This is a genomic window from Marichromatium purpuratum 984 (assembly GCF_000224005.2).
Lineage (GTDB): Bacteria > Pseudomonadota > Gammaproteobacteria > Chromatiales > Chromatiaceae > Marichromatium > Marichromatium purpuratum.
The window spans coordinates 3,017,484-3,039,297 of the sequence record NZ_CP007031.1 but is presented as its reverse complement, the minus strand read 5'-3'; the positions used below and the strand labels follow the sequence as shown (position 1 = coordinate 3,039,297).

The 21,814-nt window shown below is 67.6% G+C and carries 19 protein-coding genes; 14 read left to right on the top strand and 5 right to left on the bottom strand.

Annotated features, from left to right (window positions below):
* Positions 1 to 25: 25 nt before the first annotated feature.
* Positions 26 to 3,235, top strand: coding sequence for a carbamoyl-phosphate synthase large subunit (gene carB, locus MARPU_RS13205; RefSeq protein WP_005221408.1), 3,210 nt, complete (start codon positions 26 to 28; stop codon positions 3,233 to 3,235).
* Between the two features lie 123 nt (positions 3,236 to 3,358).
* Positions 3,359 to 3,835: a transcription elongation factor GreA gene (greA, locus tag MARPU_RS13200; protein WP_005221410.1), complete on the top strand. Its 477-nt coding sequence runs from the start codon at positions 3,359 to 3,361 to the stop codon at positions 3,833 to 3,835.
* A gap of 19 nt (positions 3,836 to 3,854) precedes the next feature.
* Here greA and MARPU_RS13195 read toward each other — a convergent pair whose 3' ends face one another.
* Complete coding sequence (locus MARPU_RS13195) at positions 3,855 to 4,709, bottom strand: SDR family oxidoreductase (RefSeq protein ID WP_025275349.1); 855 nt, start codon at positions 4,707 to 4,709, stop codon at positions 3,855 to 3,857.
* Between the two features lie 137 nt (positions 4,710 to 4,846).
* Between MARPU_RS13195 and MARPU_RS13190 the strand changes: the two genes are divergently transcribed.
* The 6 genes from MARPU_RS13190 to MARPU_RS13165 all read left to right on the top strand — a co-directional run bounded on the left by MARPU_RS13190 (position 4,847) and on the right by MARPU_RS13165 (position 11,043).
* Complete coding sequence (locus tag MARPU_RS13190) at positions 4,847 to 5,083, top strand: FmdB family zinc ribbon protein (protein ID WP_005221413.1); 237 nt, start codon at positions 4,847 to 4,849, stop codon at positions 5,081 to 5,083.
* 295 nt (positions 5,084 to 5,378) lie between these two features.
* The gene (aspS, locus tag MARPU_RS13185) at positions 5,379 to 7,157 is read left to right on the top strand and encodes an aspartate--tRNA ligase (protein WP_005221415.1); all 1,779 of its coding nucleotides are present in this window, start codon (positions 5,379 to 5,381) and stop codon (positions 7,155 to 7,157) included.
* A gap of 195 nt (positions 7,158 to 7,352) precedes the next feature.
* A complete protein-coding gene (gene nudB, locus MARPU_RS13180; RefSeq protein WP_025275348.1) occupies positions 7,353 to 7,799 on the top strand; it encodes a dihydroneopterin triphosphate diphosphatase in 447 nt (148 codons plus the stop codon).
* A 139-nt stretch (positions 7,800 to 7,938) separates the two neighbouring features.
* Positions 7,939 to 8,403 (top strand): YbjN domain-containing protein, encoded by a 465-nt coding sequence (locus MARPU_RS13175; RefSeq protein ID WP_005221420.1) that lies wholly within the window; start codon positions 7,939 to 7,941, stop codon positions 8,401 to 8,403.
* A gap of 33 nt (positions 8,404 to 8,436) precedes the next feature.
* Positions 8,437 to 9,180, top strand: a complete 744-nt coding sequence (locus MARPU_RS13170) for a hypothetical protein (protein ID WP_005221422.1) — start codon at positions 8,437 to 8,439, stop codon at positions 9,178 to 9,180.
* Positions 9,181 to 9,234: 54 nt separating this feature from the next.
* On the top strand, positions 9,235 to 11,043 hold the full coding sequence (locus MARPU_RS13165; protein ID WP_005221427.1) for an ABC transporter transmembrane domain-containing protein: 1,809 nt from the start codon (positions 9,235 to 9,237) through the stop codon (positions 11,041 to 11,043).
* Between the two features lie 7 nt (positions 11,044 to 11,050).
* On the opposite strand, the gene MARPU_RS13160 is transcribed toward MARPU_RS13165, so the two are convergent.
* Positions 11,051 to 12,313, bottom strand: a complete 1,263-nt coding sequence (locus tag MARPU_RS13160; protein ID WP_005221429.1) for a Coenzyme F420 hydrogenase/dehydrogenase, beta subunit C-terminal domain — start codon at positions 12,311 to 12,313, stop codon at positions 11,051 to 11,053.
* Positions 12,314 to 12,765: 452 nt separating this feature from the next.
* Between MARPU_RS13160 and bchI the strand changes: the two genes are divergently transcribed.
* From bchI to MARPU_RS13130, 6 genes are all read left to right on the top strand, one after another.
* Complete coding sequence (bchI, locus tag MARPU_RS13155) at positions 12,766 to 13,794, top strand: magnesium chelatase ATPase subunit I (RefSeq protein ID WP_005221430.1); 1,029 nt, start codon at positions 12,766 to 12,768, stop codon at positions 13,792 to 13,794.
* Positions 13,791 to 15,611, top strand: coding sequence for a magnesium chelatase subunit D (locus MARPU_RS13150; protein ID WP_005221431.1), 1,821 nt, complete (start codon positions 13,791 to 13,793; stop codon positions 15,609 to 15,611). The genes bchI and MARPU_RS13150 overlap by 4 nt, the downstream gene beginning before the upstream one ends.
* Before the next feature lie 147 nt (positions 15,612 to 15,758).
* Positions 15,759 to 16,649 (top strand): alpha/beta fold hydrolase BchO, encoded by an 891-nt coding sequence (gene bchO, locus MARPU_RS13145; protein WP_005221433.1) that lies wholly within the window; start codon positions 15,759 to 15,761, stop codon positions 16,647 to 16,649.
* Positions 16,650 to 16,842: 193 nt separating this feature from the next.
* A complete protein-coding gene (locus MARPU_RS13140) occupies positions 16,843 to 18,366 on the top strand; it encodes a phytoene desaturase (RefSeq protein ID WP_005221435.1) in 1,524 nt (507 codons plus the stop codon).
* A 4-nt stretch (positions 18,367 to 18,370) separates the two neighbouring features.
* Complete coding sequence (locus MARPU_RS13135) at positions 18,371 to 19,426, top strand: phytoene/squalene synthase family protein (protein ID WP_232229473.1); 1,056 nt, start codon at positions 18,371 to 18,373, stop codon at positions 19,424 to 19,426.
* Between the two features lie 339 nt (positions 19,427 to 19,765).
* A complete protein-coding gene (locus MARPU_RS13130) occupies positions 19,766 to 20,635 on the top strand; it encodes a polyprenyl synthetase family protein (RefSeq protein WP_025275344.1) in 870 nt (289 codons plus the stop codon).
* Between the two features lie 429 nt (positions 20,636 to 21,064).
* Here MARPU_RS13130 and MARPU_RS17750 read toward each other — a convergent pair whose 3' ends face one another.
* The 3 genes from MARPU_RS17750 to pufB form a co-directional block, all read right to left on the bottom strand.
* On the bottom strand, positions 21,065 to 21,220 hold the full coding sequence (locus tag MARPU_RS17750) for a hypothetical protein (protein ID WP_005221440.1): 156 nt from the start codon (positions 21,218 to 21,220) through the stop codon (positions 21,065 to 21,067).
* A gap of 148 nt (positions 21,221 to 21,368) precedes the next feature.
* Positions 21,369 to 21,503 carry a light-harvesting antenna LH1, alpha subunit gene (pufA, locus tag MARPU_RS17315; RefSeq protein WP_005221442.1) on the bottom strand — a complete coding sequence of 45 codons (135 nt, stop codon included), beginning with the start codon at positions 21,501 to 21,503 and terminating at the stop codon, positions 21,369 to 21,371.
* Between the two features lie 83 nt (positions 21,504 to 21,586).
* Entirely contained in the window at positions 21,587 to 21,730 is a 144-nt protein-coding gene (pufB, locus tag MARPU_RS13125; RefSeq protein ID WP_005221444.1) for a light-harvesting antenna LH1, beta subunit, read from the bottom strand.
* Between the last annotated feature and the right edge of the window lie 84 nt (positions 21,731 to 21,814).

Here is a 21,814-nt window from a genome sequence, read left to right as displayed (position 1 = left end):
TCTCGGATCTCAAGAAACTAACAGAATGCCAAAGCGTACTGACATCCACAGCATCCTGATCATTGGCTCTGGCCCCATCGTCATCGGCCAGGCCTGCGAGTTCGACTACTCCGGCGCCCAGGCCTGCAAGGCGCTGCGGGAGGAGGGGTATCGGGTCATTCTGGTGAACTCGAACCCGGCCACCATCATGACCGACCCCGAGATGGCCGACGCCACCTATATCGAGCCGGTCACCTGGCGCGCGGTGGCGGCGATCATCGAGCGTGAGCGCCCGGATGCGCTGTTGCCGACCATGGGTGGCCAGACCGCGCTCAACTGCGCACTCGACCTGGTGCGCGAGGGCGTGCTCGAGGAGTACGGCGTCGAGCTGATCGGCGCCTCGCGCGAGGCCATCGACAAGGCCGAGGACCGCGACCTGTTCCGTCAGGCGATGCGCAAGATCGGCCTCGACATGCCGCGCTCGGCGATCGCCCACAGCCTCGAGGAGGCCAATCAGGTCCAGGCCTCGATCGGCTTCCCGGCGATTATCCGTCCGTCCTTCACCATGGGCGGCAGCGGTGGCGGCATCGCCTACAACCAGGAGGAGTTCGAGGAGATCTGTCGCCGCGGGCTGGACCTCTCGCCGACCCGCGAGCTGCTGATCGAGGAATCGGTGCTCGGCTGGAAGGAGTACGAGATGGAGGTGGTCCGCGACCGCGCGGACAACTGCATCATCATCTGCTCGATCGAGAACCTCGACCCGATGGGTGTGCACACCGGCGACTCGATCACCGTCGCCCCGGCGCAGACGCTCACCGACAAGGAATACCAGATCATGCGCGACGCCTCGCTGGCGGTGCTGCGCGAGATCGGTGTCGACACCGGTGGCTCCAACGTCCAGTTCGCGATCAACCCCGAGAACGGGCGGATGATCGTCATCGAGATGAATCCGCGCGTCTCGCGCTCCTCGGCGCTGGCCTCCAAGGCCACCGGCTTCCCGATCGCCAAGGTCGCGGCCAAGCTCGCCGTCGGTTATACCCTCGATGAGCTGCGCAACGACATCACCGGCGGCGCCACCCCGGCCTCGTTCGAGCCGACCATCGACTACGTGGTCACCAAGATCCCGCGCTTCGCCTTCGAGAAGTTCGCCCAGGCCGATGCCCGTCTGACCACCCAGATGAAGTCGGTCGGCGAGGTGATGGCGATCGGTCGCACCTTCCAGGAATCGCTGCAGAAGGCGCTGCGCGGGCTCGAGATCGACAAGTACGGGCTCGAGGAGATCGTCGATCCCGCCGACCCCGAGGCCATGGCCAAGCTGCGCCAGGAGCTGCGCCAGGCCGGTATCGATCGGCTGTTCTACGTCGCCGATGCCTTCCGCATGGGGCTCTCGCTCGAGGATATCCACGAGCTGAGCAAGATCGAGCCCTGGTTCCTCGCCGAGATCGAGGACCTGATCGCCAGCGAGCGCGCGCTGGTCGCCGCCGGGCTCGACGGGCTCGATGTCGAGCGGCTGCGTCAGCTCAAGCGTCAGGGCTTCTCCGATCGTCGCATCGCACGGCTGCTCGAGACCACCGAGGACGCCATCCGCGCCCGCCGTCACGCCCTCGGCGTGCGCCCGGTGTTCAAGCGCGTCGACACCTGCGCGGCCGAGTTCGCCGCCACCACCGCCTATCTTTACTCCACCTACGAGGAGGAGTGCGAGTCCGAACCGAGCGATCGCGAGAAGATCATGGTCCTCGGCGGCGGCCCCAACCGGATCGGTCAGGGCATCGAGTTCGACTACTGCTGCGTCCACGCCGCCTTCGCCATGCGCGAGGATGGCTACGAGACCATCATGGTCAACTGCAACCCGGAGACGGTCTCGACCGACTACGACACCTCCGACCGGCTCTACTTCGAGCCGCTCACCCTCGAGGATGTACTCGAGGTGGTCGAGTGCGAGCGCCCGCGCGGCGTGATCGTGCAGTACGGCGGCCAGACCCCGCTCAAGCTCGCCCGCGCGCTCGAGGCCGCCGGGGTGCCGATCATCGGCACCACCCCGGACAGCATCGACCTGGCCGAGGACCGCGAGCGCTTCCAGCACATGATCCAGGACCTGGGGCTGCTGCAGCCGCCGAACGCGACCGCGCGCAGCGAGGCCGAGGCGGTGGCGCTGGCCGCCGACATCGGCTACCCGCTGGTGGTGCGTCCGTCCTACGTGCTCGGCGGCCGGGCGATGGAGATCGTCTACGAGGAGGCCGATCTCGAGCGCTACATGCGCGAGGCGGTGCGTGTCTCCAACGAGTCGCCGGTGCTGCTCGATCGCTTCCTCGATGATGCCATCGAGGTCGACGTCGACGCTATCAGCGACGGCCAGGACGTGCTCATCGGCGGCATCATGGAGCACATCGAGCAGGCCGGCGTGCACTCGGGCGATTCGGCCTGCTCGCTGCCGCCCTACACCCTGCCGGCCTCGATCCAGGACCGGATGCGCGAGCAGATGGCGAAGATGGCGCGCGCGCTCAACGTCGTCGGCCTGATGAACGCCCAGTTCGCGGTCAAGGGCGAGGAGATCTACATCCTCGAGGTCAATCCGCGCGCCTCGCGCACCGTGCCCTTCGTCTCCAAGTCGATCGGTGTGCCGCTGGCCAAGGTCGCCGCGCGCTGCATGGCCGGTCGCTCGCTGGCCGAGCAGGGCTACGAGCGCGAGAGCCGTCCCAAGCACTATTTCGTCAAGGAGGCGGTGTTCCCCTTCGTCAAGTTCCCCGGCGTCGACACCGTGCTGGGTCCAGAGATGAAGTCCACCGGCGAGGTGATGGGCGTCGGCGACACCTTCGGCGAGGCCTATGCCAAGGCCCAGGAGGGCGCCGGTTCGCTGCTGCCCGGCCGTGGCGGCAAGGCGCTGCTGAGTGTGCGTGATGCCGACAAGTCGCGATTGATGCGTGTCGCCCGCGATCTGATCGAGTTCGGCTTCAGCCTCTATGCCACCCACGGCACCGCTGCGGCGGTGCGCGAGGCGGGGCTCGAGTGCGTCGGGGTGAACAAGGTCGCCGAGGGGCGCCCGCACCTGGTCGACATGATCAAGAACAACGAGGTCAGCCTGATCGTCAACACTACCGAGGGTGCCCAGGCGATCGCCGATTCCGCCGAGATCCGCCGCGCCGCGCTGCAGCACAAGGTGTGCTACACCACCACCATCGCCGGCGCCGAGGCGACCTGTCTGGCGCTCAAGCAGCTGGACATCTGTACCGTCAATCGGTTACAAGATCTCCATTGATCCAGACCGAACGGGCGCCCCGCACGGGGTGCCCGTGGTTTCTTTTTGTCTTTTTGGGGTCCGCAACGGGCCCGAACGATCGCGCGCTACGGCACGCGGTCCATCCATACGAGGGAATCACCCATGACCCAGGTACCTCTGACCGCGAGAGGCGCTGAGAAATTGCGTGAAGAATTGGACCAGCTCAAGCGTGTCGAACGGCCGCGCGTGATCGAGGCGATCGCCGAGGCGCGCGAGCACGGCGATCTCAAGGAGAACGCCGAGTATCACGCCGCGCGTGAACAGCAGGGCTTCATCGAGGGTCGCATCAAAGACATCGAGTCGAAGCTCTCCAACGCGCAGATCATCGATGTCACCACGCTGCCGCGTACCGGTCGGGTGGTGTTCGGCGCGACCGTGCACGTGCTCGAGCTGGATAAGGATCAGGAACTCAAGTACCGCATCGTCGGCGAGGACGAGGCCGACCTCAAGCTGGGGATGATCTCGGTCTCCTCGCCGATCGCGCGCAGCCTGATCGGCAAAAGCGAGGGTGACATCGCCTCGGTCGATGCCCCCGGCGGGGTGCGTGAGTTCGAGATCCTCGAGGTCGAATACATCTGAACTCGCGCGGCGGTGCCGCTCAGCCGGCGCCGCCGCGCGAGACCCGTGCCAGCAGCCAGTCGAGCGCGCGGGTCGACAGGATCCGTCTCAGTCCGCCGAGCACATGGGTCGGCAGGGTGACATAATATCTCGGGCGGGGTCGCGGGCTCTCGACGGCGTGGACCAGTGCGCGCAGCACCGCCTCGGGTGGCAGGGTGAAGGGTTGCGCCTTGCCCGGCTTGGTCAGGCGCTGCTCGGCACGGACATAGGCGTCGCGATGGACGCTGTGCTCGACGTCGATGTGGTCGCGAAAGGCGCGGTGGGCGTTGTCGCGGAAGCGGCTGGTGATCGGTCCCGGCTCGATCAGCGAGACCTCGATGCCGCTGCCGCGCAGCTCCAGGCGCAGGGTGTCGGTCAGACCCTCGAGCGCATACTTGCTGGCGACATAGGCGCCGCGGAAGGGCAGTGGGATGAGCCCGAGGATGGAGCTGTTGTGGACAATGCGGCCCTCTCCCTGACGGCGCATCACCGGGATCACCCGGCAGGTCAACTCGTGCCAGCCGAGCAGGTTGGTCTCGAGCTGCGCACGCAGCGTCGCGCGACTGAGGTCCTCGACCGCGCCGGGCTGCCCGTAGGCGCCGTTGTTGAACAGCGCATCGAGCCTGCCGCCAGTGAGCGTGAGCGCCTGCTCGAGCCCTGCGGCGATGCTCGCCGAGTCGTCGAGATCGATCCGCACCGCTTCCAGACCGCTGGCGGTCAGCCGCTCGACGTCGGCCTCGGCGCGTGCCGAGGCGATCACCCGCCAGCCGCGGCGCGCCAGCCCCTCGGCGCAGTGCGCGCCGATGCCGCTGGAGCAACCGGTGATGAGAATCGAGGGCTGACGGGTCGAGGGCATGGTGTCCTGGCTCAAACCTGGTTTCGAGGGGCTGTCATTGAAGGCCAATTCCATGCTGGCCCGCAACCCCTCATGGTATCGGCGCACGGCCGGTGGGCCGCGACCGCCGTTGTTTATCCGATGACGAGGTATGATCAATGCCGATCTATGAATATCGCTGCGAGGCGTGCGGACACGAGATGGAGGCGATGCAGAAGATCAGCGATGCGCCGCTGACCGACTGTCCCGCCTGCGGCAAGTCCGAACTCAAGAAGCAGATCTCCGCGGCCGGCTTCCGTCTCAAGGGCGGCGGCTGGTACGAGACCGACTTCAAGCAGGGCAAGAAGAAGAACCTGCATGAGGGCTCGAGCAGCGGTTCCGACAAGGCCGCCTGACCCGGCTCGCGGGGACCGTGCTTGCGTGCGCGGTCGCCGCTTCAGTATCTTCTCGCCCCCGCGAGGGGGAGTGGTACGAAGCGGCGCCCGCCGTCGGCGATGCGCCGTGAGGCCGGTTCCTCCTGTTCGAGCCGCAAGCCGCGCTGGCGCGCCCAGCGCGGTTTTTTGGTTTCTCATGTCCCGGACGCCGACGCCGTCCGGGGTCGGGGCATTCGGCCCCAGGCGAGCGACTGCGCGATGACGCGGCGCCGCGAACGATCAACGACGACTTTCAGGACAATGGGGCGATAGAACGATGCGCACGCACTACTGTGGGGACTTGAACGGCAGCCATGACGGCCAGGAGGTCGTGCTCTGCGGCTGGGTGCATCGGCGCCGCGACCACGGCGGGGTGATCTTCGTCGATCTGCGCGACCGCGACGGCCTGGTGCAGGTGGTGTTCGACCCCGATCGCGCCGAGATCTTCGCCCGCGCCGAGCAGGTCCGCAGCGAGTTCGTGCTGCGCGTCAAGGGCCGGGTGCGGCCGCGTCCCGAGGGCACCGTCAACCCCGATCTGCCCACCGGCGAGATCGAGGTGCTGGGCCTGGAGCTGGAGATCCTCAACGCTGCGGCCACGCCGCCGATCCAGCTCGAGAGCCATGTCGCCGACGCCTCCGAGGAGGTGCGCCTGCGCTATCGCTATCTCGACCTGCGTCGCCCCGAGATGCAGGCGCGGCTGCGCACCCGCAGCCAGGTCAGCCGGGTGATGCGCCGCTTCCTCGACGAGCACGGCTTCCTCGATATCGAGACCCCGATCCTCACCAAGTCGACCCCCGAGGGCGCGCGCGACTATCTGGTGCCCAGTCGCACCCACCCCGGTGAGTTCTTCGCCCTGCCGCAGTCGCCGCAGCTGTTCAAGCAGCTGCTGATGATGTCGGGGATGGATCGCTACTATCAGGTCGCGCGCTGCTTCCGCGACGAGGACTTGCGCGCCGATCGTCAGCCCGAGTTCACCCAGCTCGACATCGAGGCCTCCTTCGTCGACGAGGAGACGCTGATGGGGCTGATGGAGTCGATGATCCGCACCCTCTTCGAGGAGGTCAACGGCGAGACCCTGCCCAACCCCTTCCCGCGCATGACCTATGCCGAAGCGATGCGTCGCTACGGCTCCGACCGCCCCGACCTGCGCGTGGCGCTGGAGCTGATCGACGTCGCCGACCTGATGGATGGCGTCGATTTCAAGGTCTTCGCCGGTCCCGCCCAGGACCCCGAGGGTCGCGTGGCGGCGCTGCGCCTGCCCGGCGGCGGCTCGCTCACGCGCAAGGAGATCGACGGCTACACCCAGTTCGTCGGTATCTACGGCGCCAAGGGGCTGGCCTACATCAAGGTCAACGAGTGGTCGAGCAAGGGGCGCGAGGGGCTGCAGTCGCCGATCCTCAAGTTCCTCCCCGACGCCACCGTCGAGGGCATCATGGCGCGTACCGGCGCCGAGGACGGCGACCTGATCTTCTTCGGCGCCGACAAGGCGCGGGTGGTCAACGAGTCGATCGGCGCGTTGCGCGTCAAGCTCGGCGAGGACCGCGGGCTGATGGCCGAGGGTTGGCACCCGCTGTGGGTGGTCGACTTCCCGATGTTCGAGCACGATCCCAACGCCGATCGCTGGGTGGCCCTGCACCATCCCTTCACCGCGCCCAAGGAAGAGCAGCTCGACAGCCTCTCCAGTGATCCGGGCAGCTGTCTGTCGCGTGCCTACGACATGGTGCTCAACGGTACCGAGGTCGGCGGTGGGTCGATCCGTATCCACCGCGAGGCGGTGCAGCGCCAGGTCTTCGAGCTGCTCAAGATCAGCGACGAGCAGGCCGAGGAGCGCTTCGGCTTCCTCCTCCAGGCGCTCAAGTTCGGCTGCCCGCCGCACGGTGGCATCGCCTTCGGTCTCGACCGCCTGGTGATGCTGATGACTGGCGCGCAGTCGATCCGCGACGTCATGGCCTTCCCCAAGACCCAGACCGCGGCCTGTCTGCTCACCGACGCCCCTTCGGCGGTCGACGAGGCGCAGCTCAAGGAGCTGGCGCTGCGGTTGCGCCAGCGCGGCTGAGCCCGTCGCTCCCGCCCGCACGCCCGTCGCGGGCGTCGGCAACACGCGCCACCGTGAGGTGGCGTGTGCTCATTTCTCCCTCAGGCCGCCGGTCGTGACGCCGAGGCCGAACCAAGACAGGTAACGTTGATGGCCAAGTGTGTGGATCCCGGGATCCTGCGTCAGCTCAGGGTGAGCGAGGCGGAGGCAGAGGCAATGAGCCGGCTGCCGCGCAAGCGCCCGCAGTCGGTGCTGGTGGTCATCTGTACCCGCGGGGGCGAGTTCCTGATGTTGCGCCGGGCGCGTCCGCTGGCCTTCTGGCAGTCGGTCACCGGCAGCCTCGATGCCGGCGAGAGCCCGCGTCAGGCCGCCGCGCGCGAGGTCTACGAGGAGACCGGGCTGCGTGCCGGCGGGCGCTTGATCGACCTGCACCAGTCGGCGCTGTTCCCGATCGTGCGCGCCTGGCGCAAGCGGTATGCGCCCAATGTCTGCTTCAATCGCGAGTACTGGTTCGCGCTGGTGCTCGAGACCCGACGCCTGGTGCGGCTCAATCCGCGCGAGCATCTCGAGTACCGCTGGGTGCCGGCGAGCGCCGCCGCGCGGCTCACCGCCTCCTGGACCAATCGCGACGCCATCCGTGCTCTGGTCGGGACGTTGGGCTGATCGCCGCGCCCTGTCGATCGCGGCTTATACTTGAGCCGTGCGCGGGATGTCCGGCGCACCCCTGGCCGTGATGCCGGGGTTCATCGTTGGGGGCGGGGTCAGATGTCCGCTCTCGATCGGCCTGATGCGAGGAGGGGGAATGATGCGTATTCGTGGACTGCTGACCGCTGGCCTGGTGGCGGCGCTGTGGTGTGGGGGCGCGCTGGCGCGTGATCTGGTGAGCGCGGCCGATCCCGAGGCGGTGCTGACGGTGGCCAAGGGCTTCGGCAGCGCCGAGTTGCAGACCGACAGTGTCGGCGACCCGCGTATCCGTGGGCGGATGTTCGGGGTCATCTATCTGGTGACCTTCTATGGCTGTGATGACGGCAAGGACTGCAAGGACATCCTGTTCTATGCCGGCTGGGAACAGCCTGGTCTGACCCTCGAGGACGTCAATCGCTGGAATCGCGACAAGCGCTTCGGCAAGGCCTATATCGACGACGAGGGCGATGCGGTGCTGGAGTTCGCCGTCAACCTCAACTACGGCGTCACCCCGCGCAACCTCGAGGACACCTTCGACTGGTGGGGTGTGGTGCTGCGCGAGTTCCGCGAGGAGATGCTCTAGCGAGCGCGCGTGCGTCGTCACCGCTGATCCGTCATGCAATGCCCCAAGTGTCGTGCCGAGCAGTCCGATCATGCCGACATCTGCACGGCCTGCGGGCTGGTCTTCGCCAAGTACTACAAGCATCACCCGCCATCCGGCGAGGCCCCGTCGCCGCCTGCGCGCCGGGGTGTGCGACGGCGGCCGCCGGGGCGCGTGGCCGAGCTGCTGTTCGGCGCGCCCCCGGCCGGCGGCGCACCGGTGCTGGCCCTTCGTGTCCTGCTCTGGTGTGTGCTGCTGGTCTGGGGGCTGCGGCTGATGGCCGCGCCGGTGTCGAGCAATGCCGCCGGCGAGTCGCTGCTGCATCTGGTCAATCTGCCCTTCCACGAGGCCGGGCACGTCATCTTCGCTCCGCTCGGCGACTTCATCGGCTCGCTCGGCGGCACCCTGGGGCAGCTGCTGATGCCGCTGATCTGTCTGCTGGTGCTGCTGCTGCGTACTCGTGACCCCTTCGGTGCGAGCGTCTGTCTGTGGTGGTTCGGGGAGAATTTTCTCGATATCGCGCCCTATGTCGCCGATGCCCGCGCCGGGGTGTTGCCGCTGCTCGGCGGCAACACCGGACAGACCGCGCCCTATGGATTTCACGACTGGGAATACCTATTAACCGAGACCGGGCTGTTGCATCTCGATCGTGCGCTCGCTCAGGCCAGTCATCTGCTCGGCGCCCTGCTGATGCTCGCCGCGCTGGTCTGGGCGGCGCTGTTGCTGCTGCGCCAGTGGCGCGCGCTCGAACACGGCTGAGTCCCGGCCCTCGGTCGTTCTCCTTTCGTTGTCCGCTTTGCTGTAAGGAATCCCATGTCTCGATCATCCTCCGTCGCGCCCGATCGTCCGGGCACCCGCGATCTGCGTGCCTTGGCGCGTCTGCTGCGTTTCACCCTGCCTTATCGCTGGCGCCTGCTCGCCGCGCTCGCCGCGTTGCTGTTCGCCGCCGGGTCGGTGCTGGCCTTCGGTCAGGTGATCCGGGTGGTGGTCGATCGCGGGCTGTCGAGCGGTTCGGCGGTGGCGCTCGATCGCTCGTTGCTGCTGTTCCTCGCCGTGGTGGTGCTCACCGCCGGGGCGATGATGGCGCGCAGTTATCTGCTCAACTGGATCGGCGAGCGGGTGGTCGCCGACATCCGGCGCGCGGTCTTCGATCGGGTGCTGGGACTCGATGTCGGCTTCTTCGAGACCACCCGCACCGGCGAGGTGATCTCGCGACTGACCAGTGATACCGCGCTGCTGCAGGTGGTGGTCGGCTCGACCCTGGCGATGGCGCTGCGCACCTCGTTGATGATGCTCGGTGGCATCGCCATGCTGGCGGTGACCAGTCCGGGGCTGACCGGACTGGTATTGCTCGGGGTGCCGCTGGTGATCGGCCCGGCCTGGCTGTTGGGGCATCGGGTGCGCCGTCTCTCGCGCGCCAGTCAGGACCGGGTGGCCGATGTCGCCGCCTATGTCGACGAGGTGATCCACGGCATCCGCACCGTGCAGGCCTGTGGTCACGAACCGATCGATCGGCGTCGTTATGGCGAGCAGGTGGAGTCGGCCTTCGAGGTGGCGCGTCGGCGCTCGCTGACCAGCGCGCTGCTCTCCGGTATCGCCACTCTGCTGACCTTCGGCGCGATCGGCGTGGTGTTGTGGATCGGTGGCCATCAGGTGCTCGACGGCACTCTCAGTGGCGGTGAACTCTCGGCCTTCCTGTTCTACGCCATCCTGGTGGCCGGTTCGGTCGGCTCGCTCAGCGAGCTGGCCGGGCAGTTGCTGCGCGGCGCCGGGGCCAGCGAGCGGTTGATGGAGCTGCTCGAGGCGCGTCCGGCGATCGCCGCGCCGAACGATCCGGTGACGCTGCCTCGGCCGACGCGTGGCGAGGTCCGTTTCGACGACGTGCGCTTCTGCTATCCGTCGCGTCCAGACACCGCGGCGCTGGAGGCGCTGTCGGTGGTGGTGCGCCCGGGCGAACGGGTGGCCCTGGTGGGACACTCGGGGGCGGGCAAGTCGACCCTGTTCCAGCTGCTGCTGCGCTTCTACGATCCTGCCGCCGGGGCCGTGCGCTTCGATGGCGTGGATCTGCGCGCGCTCGATCCGCGCGAGCTGCGCGGGCGGATCGCGCTGGTGCCGCAGGATCCGGTGATCTTCGCCGCCAGCGCCTGGGAGAACATCCGCTACGGCATGGAGTCGGCGACCGACGCCGAGGTGCGGCGCGCCGCAGAGGCGGCGCATGCGGCCGAGTTCCTCGATCGTCTGCCGCAGGGCTTCGACACCGATCTCGGCGAGCGCGGAGTACAGCTCTCCGGCGGCGAGCGTCAGCGGATCGCCATCGCCCGTACCATCCTGCGCGACCCGGCGCTGCTGCTGCTCGACGAGGCGACCAGCGCGCTCGATGCCGAGAGCGAGCGTCTGGTGCAGGATGCACTCGAGGAGTTGATGCGCGGGCGCACCAGCATCGTCATCGCCCACCGGTTGGCGACGGTGCGCAACGTCGACCGCATCCTGGTGGTCGACGGTGGGCGGATCGTCGCCGCCGGGCGCCATGAGACGCTGATCGCCGAGGGTGGGCTCTATGCGCGACTGGCCGCGCTGCAGTTCCAGGAGCCGACGCCGGCGCGCGCGGCGCCGGTCGTCTGAGCCGGGGTCAGTCGCGCGGGGCCAGGTCGCGGTCGAACAGTTCGCGATAGTGCTCGGCGTAGGGGGCGAGGGCGCGATAGACGAAACCCGGCACCACCCGCGATTCCTGACGCTCGAACTTGCTGCGCACGTGGTTGAGGTTGCGCAGCAGCTTCATCTCGATCACCGCGCGGGCGAACTCCAGCCCGCGGGGGCCACGGTTGCGCTGCAGCCAGACCACCAGCTTACGGATGAGCAGCGGCGGACGCCCGGTGCCGGGCGGGTGGTTGAGCCGCTCCATGAAGCGCGGCATGCCGCGGGTGCGGTCGCCGCCTTCGGTGAGGGTGCCGAACTCGAGGTCGGGGCGCAGCATCTCGAACATCTGCTCGCCGCGCTCGGTGCGCGCCATCACCCACTGCCAGCCCAACTCCGCGCCCATGTAGCCGATGGTCAGGTCGCTCAGCGCGTTGGGGTAGTCGAAGCAGGACAGACAGGCCGAGGGAAAGATGCCGTGGAGCTTGTCCATCGGAAAGTCGATGTAGTTGACCCGCTCGACGGTGCCGTCCTCGTGACGCAGCCAGAGGCTGAAGTCCTGCATGAACTCGTGATGGACCACGGTCGCGGGCGAGCGCGAGATCTGCTCGAGGAAGTATTCGAGATCGGGGTAGGAGACGTTGTCGCTGCAGGGGATGCCGATCACGTACAGCGCCTCGAGCCCGAGTTCGGCCTCGATCGCGCGCAGCGCGTGCACCTGACAACCGGTGCCGATGAAGGCCAGGCGCTTGATGCCCTGTTCGCGCACCAGATCGAGCAAGCCGAGATTGGGCGACAGGCTGGGCTTGTTGCCGGCGGTGGCGAGCACCTCTTCGGGGGTGCGGGCGAGGATCGGCTGGGCCTTGAAGCGGGTGCCGGGTGCGGCGGCGGTGGTGATCACCGCCTCGACCTCGCCGCGTTCGAGCAGGCGCGCGCCGAGGGTGGTGACCATGCCGCTCCACTGCGCGCCGGGGCGCGGGGCGCGCATGCGCGCGGCATAGGTGGCGCGGTAGCAGCCGAACAGCAGCTCGTCGCCGTCGCCACGGCTGCGACCGAACAGACGCTGCTCGATGGCGTCGGTCTGGTTGTTGACGAACATGCACGCCTGGGTCATCTGTGGCTTGAGTGCGCTGTCGCACAGCCCGCAGTCGCTGCACAGACGGGGGCGACCCTTGAGTCGGTCGTCGTTGCTGAGTAGCGAGATCTGACCCATGCCCTTGGACGGGCCCTCGGCGACGGGTGCGGCGGACTGATTCATCGCTGCGCCTCGTGCGGCTGGTGGCTGGCTGCGGGATGACGGATCGGCATGCTGGATCTCCTCGTGGTCGATGGGCACGCCGCGCGCGTCGGTCTGCGCCGGGCGTTGCCCGGAGTGGCTTGGAGGACGGTCGTCGGGGGACCGCCGTGGGCGGCGTGCAGTCTGCCGCAAATGGTTGCGCGCAGTCCATCGGCCCCGGTCATGGAAAGGGCAACCCCATTGCGCCATTCTCATCGGTGATTGACCCCGTCGGCTTGACCACGGTCGAGCAGGGGCGCTAGGGTCGCGAACTTGATCGAATAAGGCTTGGGGCGGGCTGCGCGCCGCGCGACCGGCTCCATGGTTCATCGGGACAACGTCCAGCAAGCGCCTGCGTGCGCGACGGTCTTGGGCGTGTCCGCTCCATCAGGCCGTTTGCGCCGAACAGACTAAGCAACAAGGTTTGCAGCGTTATGCCCATCCCGTTCCCGTTTTCCGCCGTTGTCGCCCAGGAGGAGATGAAACGCTCCTTATTGATCGCTGCCATCGATCCCTCGATCGGCGGTGTACTGGTATTCGGTGACCGCGGCACCGGCAAGTCCACCGCGATCCGTGGCCTGGCCGCCCTGCTGCCGAAGATGCGCGCCGTCGATTGCACCTATCAGTGCGATCCCGAGGCCAGCGATGACGCCCTGTGTGAGGATTGCCGCGCCAAGCGTGCCGCGGGCCGGACGCTGAAGAGTCGTCAGGTGCCGGTGCCGGTGGTCGATCTGCCGCTCGGCGCCACCGAGGACCGCGTGATCGGCGCCCTCGACCTTGAGCGCGCCCTGACCAAGGGCGAGAAGGCCTTCGAGCCGGGTCTGCTGGCGCGTGCCCATCGCGGCTTCCTCTACATCGACGAGGTCAACCTGCTCGAGGACCATCTGGTCGACTCGCTGCTCGACGTTGCCGCCTCGGGGCAGAACCTGGTCGAGCGCGAGGGCCTGAGCGTCCGCCACCCGGCGCGCTTCGTGCTCGTCGGCTCCGGTAACCCCGAGGAGGGCGAGCTGCGCCCGCAGCTGCAGGACCGCTTCGGTCTCTCCGTCGAGGTCAAGACCCCGCAGGACCTGCCCACCCGGATGAAGGTGGTGCGACTGCGCGATGCCTTCGAGCGCGACCCCAATGCCTTCGTCGAGAAGTGGAAGCGCCAGGACGGCAAGGTGCGTCGCCAGATCCAGAAGGCGCGCGAGCTGCTGCCCAACGTCGAGGTGCCGGATGCGACCCTCGAGCGCGCCGGCGAGCTGTGCATGAAGCTCGGCACCGACGGGCTGCGCGGCGAGCTTACCCTGATCCGCGCCGCGCGTGGTCTGGCTGCGCTGCAGGGCGATACCGAGGTCCTCGACAGCCACCTCAAGGAGGTCGCCACCTCGGCGCTGCGTCACCGTCTGCGTCGTGACCCGCTCGATGAGTCCGGTTCCACCAGCCGGGTCGAGCGCGCCGTGGCGGAACTGTTCGGGGAATGAACATGACCGCCGCGAATCCCGCCGCCGATCGAGGCGTCGAGGCGGGTCCGCCCCCGGCCGGGGCGGGCCTCTCCGCGTGGGATGATGCGGTACTGGCTGCGGCCCTGATGAGCGTCGATCCGGTCGGGACCGGCGGCGTCGCGCTGCGGGCCCTCGCCGGCCCGGTGCGCGAGCAGTGGCTGAGCCTGATGCGCGATCTGCAGCCGCCCGAGGCGCCGCATCGCCGCATCCCGCTGCACGTCTCCGACGGCCGCCTGCTCGGTGGCCTCGATTTGGCCGCGACCCTCAACGCCGGGCGCCCGATCGCCGAACGTGGCCTGCTGGTGGAGGCCGATGGTGGTCTGGTGGAGCTGGCGATGGCCGAGCGCATCTCGGCCCATACCGCCGCGCGACTGACCATGGCCTTCGACTCGGGCGAGGTGGTGCTCGAACGCGATGGTCTGGCGATGCGTACCCCGTCGCGCTTCGCGGTGGTGGCGCTCGACGAGGGTGTGGGCGAGGACGAGGGGCTGCTCAATGCGCTGCTCGATCGTCTCGCCTTCCACGTCGATCTCACCCACATCCGTGTCCACGAGGCGATCGCCTGCGACTACGATCCCGAGGACGTGGTACAGGCGCGTGCGCGTCTCGCCGGGCTGACCCTCGACGAGGCGCAGCTCGAGGCGCTGTGCGGTACCGCGCTGGCGCTCGGTATCCCCTCGCTGCGTGCATCGCTATTCGCCTGTCGGGTCGCCTGCGCCTCGGCGGCGCTCGAGGGCCGCGAGCAGGTGGAGGCCGAGGACCTGGCCGTCGCCGCGCGTCTGGTGCTGGCGCCGCGTGCCACCCAGCTGCCGCCGAGCGAGGAGCAGCCGCCCGAGGAGCCGCCGCCACCGCCGGAAGAGCCCGAGGAGCAGGAGCAGAACCAGTCCGAGGAGCAGCAGCAAGAGCCGCAGGAACTCGAGGACACCGTGCTCGACGCGGCCAAGGCGGCGATCCCCGCCGACCTGCTCTCGCAGCTCCAGCTCGGCACCCTGCGTCGCTCGCGCTCGCGCGCCACCGGCAAGGCCGGTGCGGTGCAGAACGCGCCGACCCGCGGTCGGCCGGCCGGGGTGCTGCGCGGCGAGTTGCGTGCCGGGCTCAAGCTCAACGTCGTCGAGACCCTGCGCGCCGCTGCGCCCTGGCAGCGGTTGCGGCGTGAGGAGCGGGCACGCCGCGGCATCGAGTCCTCGCGCATCGAGGTGCGTCAGGACGACTTCCGCATCACCCGCTTCAAGCACCGCTCCGAGACCACGACCATCTTCATGGTCGACGCCTCGGGCTCCTCGGCGCTGCACCGTCTGGCCGAGGCCAAGGGTGCGGTCGAGATGCTGCTGGCCGACTGCTATGTGCGCCGTGACCAGGTGGCCCTGATCGCCTTCCGCGGCAAGGGCGCCGAGGTGTTGCTGCCGCCGACCCGCTCGCTGGTGCGTGCCAAGCGCACCCTCGCCGGTCTGCCCGGTGGCGGCGGTACACCGCTGGCCTCGGGGATCGATCTGGGGATGATGATGGCCGACTCGATCCAGCGTCGTGGCGGCACCCCGATCCTGATCCTGATGACCGATGGTCGCGCCAACGTGGCGCGCGACGGCGCCGGTGGTCGGGCGCGCGCCTTCGACGAGGCCAAGGCCGCGGCGCGGGCGGTGCGGGCGCAGGAGATGAGCGCCATGGTGATCGACACCTCGCCACGGCCGCAGCAGCAGGGACGCGAACTCGCCGCCGAGATGGGTGCGCGTTACCTGCCGCTGCCGCACGCCGATGCCGGTGCGTTGAACCAGGCGGTTCGCGCGGCGACCGGCTGAGGTGACGACAGGCCGCAGCGACGACGCCACCCTCGGGGTGGCGTCGTCGCGTTGGGGCGTCGAGCAGGGGTTGCCTCGTCTCCGGCACCCAGCCGTGCCGGGGTGGTGTCCGTGTATGGATTGCATCCGACAGGAGGTGTTCGAACGATGAGGTTTGCCATGGCCAAGCGGCTCGACTGGGCGCGTGACGGTACGAGCTGGCCGAATCACGAGCACAGTCGTTTCGTCTCCGCCGCCGGGGTGCGCTGGCACGTCCAGGTGATGGGGCGGGGGCCGGTGTTGCTGCTGGTGCACGGTACCGGCGCGGCCACCCACTCCTGGCGTGATCTGGCCCCGCTGCTGGCGGAGCGCTTCACCCTGGTCGCGCCCGATCTGCCGGGGCACGGTTTCAGCGCGCCGCTGCCCTATGCGCGCATGTCGCTTCCCGGCATGGCCGAGGCCCTGGTCGAACTGCTCGCGTGTCTGCGGATGTCGCCGGCGCTCGTGCTGGGGCATTCGGCCGGCGCCGCGATCCTGACGCGCGCGGCACTCACCGGGGGGCTCGCGCCACGGGCGCTGATCAGTCTCAACGGTGCGTTGCTGCCCTGGCGCGGGCTGCCGGGCCACGTCTTCTCGCCGACCGCACGCCTGTTCGCCACGACACCGATGATCTCGCGCTTTCTCTCCTGGCACGCGCTCGATCGCAAGGCGGTCGAGGGCATGGTGGCGAGCACCGGGTCGGTGCTCGAGGCACGCGGGGTCGACCTCTATCGCCGTCTCGTCGGCGACACCGGGCATGTCCGCGCGACCCTGTCGATGATGGCCAATTGGGATCTGTCGCTGATCGAGCGTGGACTGTCCGAGCTGAGGCCTCCGTTGTTCCTGGTCGTCGGCGAGGGCGACCGGACCGTCTCGCCGCGCGAGGCCGAGCGAGTGCGCACGCTCGCGCCCGACGCGGAGCTGGTCGAGCTGCCGGGACTCGGCCATCTCGCGCATGAGGAACGTCCCCTGGCGGTGGGTGCCCTGGTGCTCGATATCGCCGCGCGCCAGGGGCTCTGAACGCGGTGCGCGCGAGGGCGTCGTGGGCGCCTTCTGGCTCGTCCCGCCGGGTGGTCGACAGTTGGCTGGGTTTCGCCGAGTGCGCTGATGCCTGTCAAGGTTTCCGGTGTGCCTCGGGGGTAGACGCGGCAAGCATCCTGCTATACTGTCAACTTAAAATGACACATATTTTGGTAACGTAGACTTGACACTCATGGACTCCAAGGTTTCCGTCAACACCACGAATCAGAAGAAGCCTCACGCGGTCGTCATCGGTAGTGGATTCGGCGGTCTCGCCGCATCGATCCGGCTGGCTGCGCGCGGTTATCGCGTCACCGTCCTCGAGCGTCTCGATGCCCCTGGTGGGCGTGCCTACGTACATCATCGCGATGGCTTCGCTTTCGATGCCGGTCCGACTATCGTCACCGCTCCCTTCCTGCTCGAGGAGCTGTGGTCGCTGTGCGGACGCAAGTTCTCCGACGACATCGACCTGCGCTTGATGGATCCCTTCTACCGGATCCGTTTCGATGACGGCAAGGTGTTCGACTACAGCGGCGATCCGGAGGCGGTGAAGGCGCAGATCGCGCAGTACTCGCCGGACGACGTCGAGGGTTACGACCGCTTCATGAAGTACAGCGAGGGAGTGTTCAAGGTCGGCTTCGAGGACCTCGCGCACATCCCCTTCACCTCCTGGACCGACATGGCCAAGATCGTGCCGGAGATGGCGCTCAAGCAGAGCTACCGCACCGTCTACGGCATGGTCTCGAAGTACATCAAGGACCCCTACATCCGTCAGGTGCTCTCCTTCCACCCGCTGCTCGTCGGTGGCAACCCCTTCAAGGTCACCTCGATCTATACCCTGATCTCCTTCCTGGAGCGCAAGTGGGGTGTGCACTCGGTGATGGGTGGGACCGGCGCCCTGGTGCGTGGCATGGTCGACCTGGTCGAGGGGCAGGGCAGCGAGATCCGCTACAAGGCCGAGGTCGAGCAGATCATGGTCGACTCGCGGCGTCGCGCCACCGGCGTGCGCCTGACCTCGGGTGAGGAGATCGCCGCCGACATCGTCGTCTCCAATGCCGATGCGGCCAACACCTATCGCCGTCTGCTGCCGGCGACGGTGCGCCGCCGCTGGACCGACCGCAAGGTCGAGGATTCCAAGTTCTCCGCCGGTCTGTTCGTCTGGTACTTCGGCACCAAGCGCCAGTACCCCGACGTCAAGCACCACACCATCCTGCTCGGCCCGCGTTATCGCGAGCTGATCCAGGACATCTTCGAGAACAAGCGACTGGCCGAGGACTTCAGCCTCTATCTCTACCGGCCCACGGCGACCGACCCGAGTCTCGCCCCTGAGGGCTGCGATACCTTCTACGCCCTGTCGCCCGTGCCGCACCTCGGTAGCGGCACCGACTGGGCCACGGTGGCCGAGGAGTACCGGGCGAAGATCGCCCGCTACCTCAGCGATTCCGTGTTGCCTGGACTGGAGGACCAGATCGCGACCTCGTTGGTCACGACGCCGCAGGACTTCCAGGATCGGCTCAACTCCTATCTCGGTGCCGGGTTCAGCTTCGAGCCGACCCTCACCCAGAGCGCGTGGTTCCGTCCGCACAACAAGAGCGAGGAGGTCGACGGCCTCTATCTCGTTGGTGCGGGCACTCATCCAGGGGCCGGGATCCCCGGCGTCATCTCTTCCGCCCGTGTGCTCGATACGGTGGTTCCTGATGCGACTAGCTATGTCTAACACCATGACCGAAGCGCCGGCTCGTGCCTCGGCGGCGGATCTCGCCGCCTGTCGCGAGCTTCTACGCGGGGGGTCGCGTTCCTTCTACGCGGCCTCCTTCCTGCTGCCACAACGTTTCCGCGAACCGGCGACCGCACTCTATGCGTTCTGCCGCATCGCCGACGACGCGATCGACTGCGCCCCCGACGAGCCGGGCGCGCAGGCGCGGGCGCTCGCCGAGTTGCGCGAACGCCTCGATCTGGTCTACGACGGTCGACCGTTCGACGATCCGGCCGATCGCACCCTCTCCGACGTCGTGCTGCGCTACGGCATTTCGAAGACGCTGCTCGAGGCATTGCTGGAGGGCTTCGAGTGGGACGCCGACGGGCGTCGTTTCGAGGACATCTCCGGCGTCTACGACTACTCGGCGCGTGTCGCCGGTACCGTGGGTGCGATGATGGCCACCCTGATGGGCGCCCGCTCCCCCGAGCTGGTGGCGCGTGCCTGTGATCTGGGTGTGGCGATGCAGTTGACCAACATCTGTCGTGATGTCGGTGAGGATGCGCGCAACGGGCGCATCTATCTGCCGCTGTCGTGGATGCGCGAGGCAGGCCTGGAGCCCGATGAGTGGTTGAAGGATCCGGTCTTCAACGACGCGCTCGCCTCGGTGATCAATCGCATGCTGCGGCTCGCCGATGAACTCTACGAGCGTGCCGACGCCGGGATCGGTGGGCTGTCGTTCGGCTGCCGCGCGGGGATCAACGCTGCGCGCTATCTCTATGCCGAGATCGGCCGTCAGGTCGAGCGTCAGGGGCTGGACTCGATCAGTCGACGGGCGGTGGTGCCGGTGCCGCGCAAGCTGGGCCTGGCCGCGCCCATCGTCGGGCGTACCCTGACCAAGACGCCGGCGGTCGATGCGCCGCCGCTGGAGGAGACACGCTATCTGGTCGAGGCGGTGGTCAACCATCCCGCGGCGGAGCAGGGCGAGCCGAAGAAGCAACGCCATACCTTCGACAGTGGTGTCGGGCGAGTGCTGGAGCTGCTGGAGCTGGTCGACGAGCGTCAGCGCGCGATGAGCTGAACGGCGGGGTCGGAGGGCGCGGGTCCGTCTGCGTCAGCGACGGCAGGTGTTCGTGTGCTGTACGAGATGGATTGTGTCGTGTCGTTACCGAGGTGCGCCGAGAGGCGTCTTCCGGAGATGACTGGATAGACGGGAGCGTGATGCGCGCCCGTCGCGAGCGCGTGACTGTCGGCACCGTGGATGATCGTTCTGCGATGGCCCGCATGAATCCTATAGACGGATTCGAGCGCTGGTAGTTCCGTGCCGCGTTGACGCTCCTCAAGTGATTGATTATCGTAACCGGCGCTTTCACGCGCCATACACTCATTCAATAACGAAGCGGCTACTGGGGGTTCACCGATGGGTGTCGCAACAAGAATTGAGCAGGCCTTGACCAAGGCCATAGACACGGTGGCTGTCCCGAGTTGTCCGCCGCGACTGGTCGAGGCGGTGCGTCACGCCGTCTTTCCCGCTGGCGCGCGCGTGCGACCACGCCTGTGTCTGGCGGTCGCCGCCGCCTGTGGTCATGGCGACGACAAGGCGGCTGACGCCGTTGCCGCTTCGATCGAGCTGTTGCATTGCGCCTCGTTGGTGCACGACGACCTGCCTTGTTTCGATGACTCGCCGATGCGTCGCGGTGTCCCCTCGGTGCATCGTGCCTTCGGTGAGCCCCTGGCGGTGCTGGCCGGTGATGCGCTGATCATTCTCGCCTTCGAGAACCTGGCGCGCGAGTTGACCGCTACGCCCGAGCGTCTGGGGCCGCTGTTGCTGACCGTGGGCGCCTCGGTGGGGATGCCGCACGGGATCACCGCCGGTCAGGCCTGGGAGTGCGAGCCGCACGTCTCGGTCGAGGACTATCATCGTGCCAAGACCGGTTCGCTGTTCGCCGCGGCGACCGCGGCTGGTGCCCAGGTCGCGGGTCAGGACGCCGAGCTGTGGCGTGTGGTCGGCGACCGGATCGGTGAGGCCTACCAGGTTGCCGACGATCTGCGCGATGTCGCCGCGAGCGCCCAGGAGGTTGGCAAGCCGGTCGGCCGTGACGCCGTCCTCAACCGTCCCAGTGCGGCTGGCGAGCTGGGTGTCGACGGTGCCGTCGACCGTCTCCGTCAGCTGGTCAAGGGTGCAGTCGACGCCATTCCACCGTGCCCAGGCTCGGATCAGCTGGCCGAAGTGCTGATGGCCGAGGCGCGCAACATCATGCCGAAGGGGCTGGCGCAACGCGCTGCTTGATCCCCGTTACCCGGACGGCGTCCGACGCCCCTGTTGCTGTAGCCGCGGCAACAGGGGCGTTGTCGTTTCTGGGCGGCGCGTCATCGTGCTGCTGGATTTCGAGAGCGCCGTGAGCGGGTCGGGTCGATCGCGGTGATCACCCGGCCAGACGGGCCTGCGGGATGGTGTCTGTGAAGGGGGTGGTGCGCCCATGCCTCGATTGTTCATCGCTGGCTGCGGCTCACGGTCTCTGCTCCGAGTGTCTCGGGTGTCGACTGTCGTGCGGGGGAGGAGAGGGCGTGTGATCGCCGTGTCGTGCGCCGAGGATCCTGCTGCGCGATGTGGGCTGGCTAGCTCGAATGGTCGTGGCGGCGAGCGATGCGCTATCGGTGTCGATGCGAGGGAGAGAGTTCTCGCACGGAGGATTCGGTGCCCATGCGAAGAGTCGCTTCAGGCGGTGTGGGCGAGATTCGAGAGGAGTTCGTTGAGTTCGGGGAGGATGTGCTGACCGAAGCCGACGAGGGTACTCGGCAACGAGAGCAGCGGCAGGAACAGGAAGGCGACGGAGGTTGGGGGCGTAGGTGCGCGCTTCGGGTGCTCGTACATGGTCTGGTACCGGTCTTCAACTAATCGAGGATCGAACCCGGGTCGTGCCTCATGGTACGAGTCGGCGGCGAGCCGAACTCGTACCACTTCTTCGGCACCCTGAACGTTTCCCTGGAAAGGGTAACAGGGGCGATTGTCTCAGCCGCGATCAGGCGCCGGTGAGCCAATTGAATTCTGCGGTGCTCAGCAACACGAAGTGAATGAAGAGCGCGAGCAGGAACAGGCCGCCGAGCAGCGATGCCAGAATCAGCGGAGGATTGAACATCATCCAGACTTTGTGCATGGGGTGCCTCCAGTGCAGTCAGCGGACGTTGGCGTAGTAGCGCCTAGTCCGGTTTGGGATGGAAGTTGAAAGTGAGGAGGCCTTTAGAGCCAGGGACGCCAGAACCAAGCCAGCAGATGCGCGAATGCGGCGACGCCGATGAAGGCGGACATGCCTTGCATGAAGAAGCCGTTAAACTCTTGTGCTTCTTCGTCAGTCAGGCCGGCTAGCTGTTTCTCGTTAGCCATGGAAATCTCCAACTTATTTAATCGATCGCGTAAGAAATTATCCGATTCGACGCCTCAAGGCGAAAGGCCGCATCAGGCGCACGC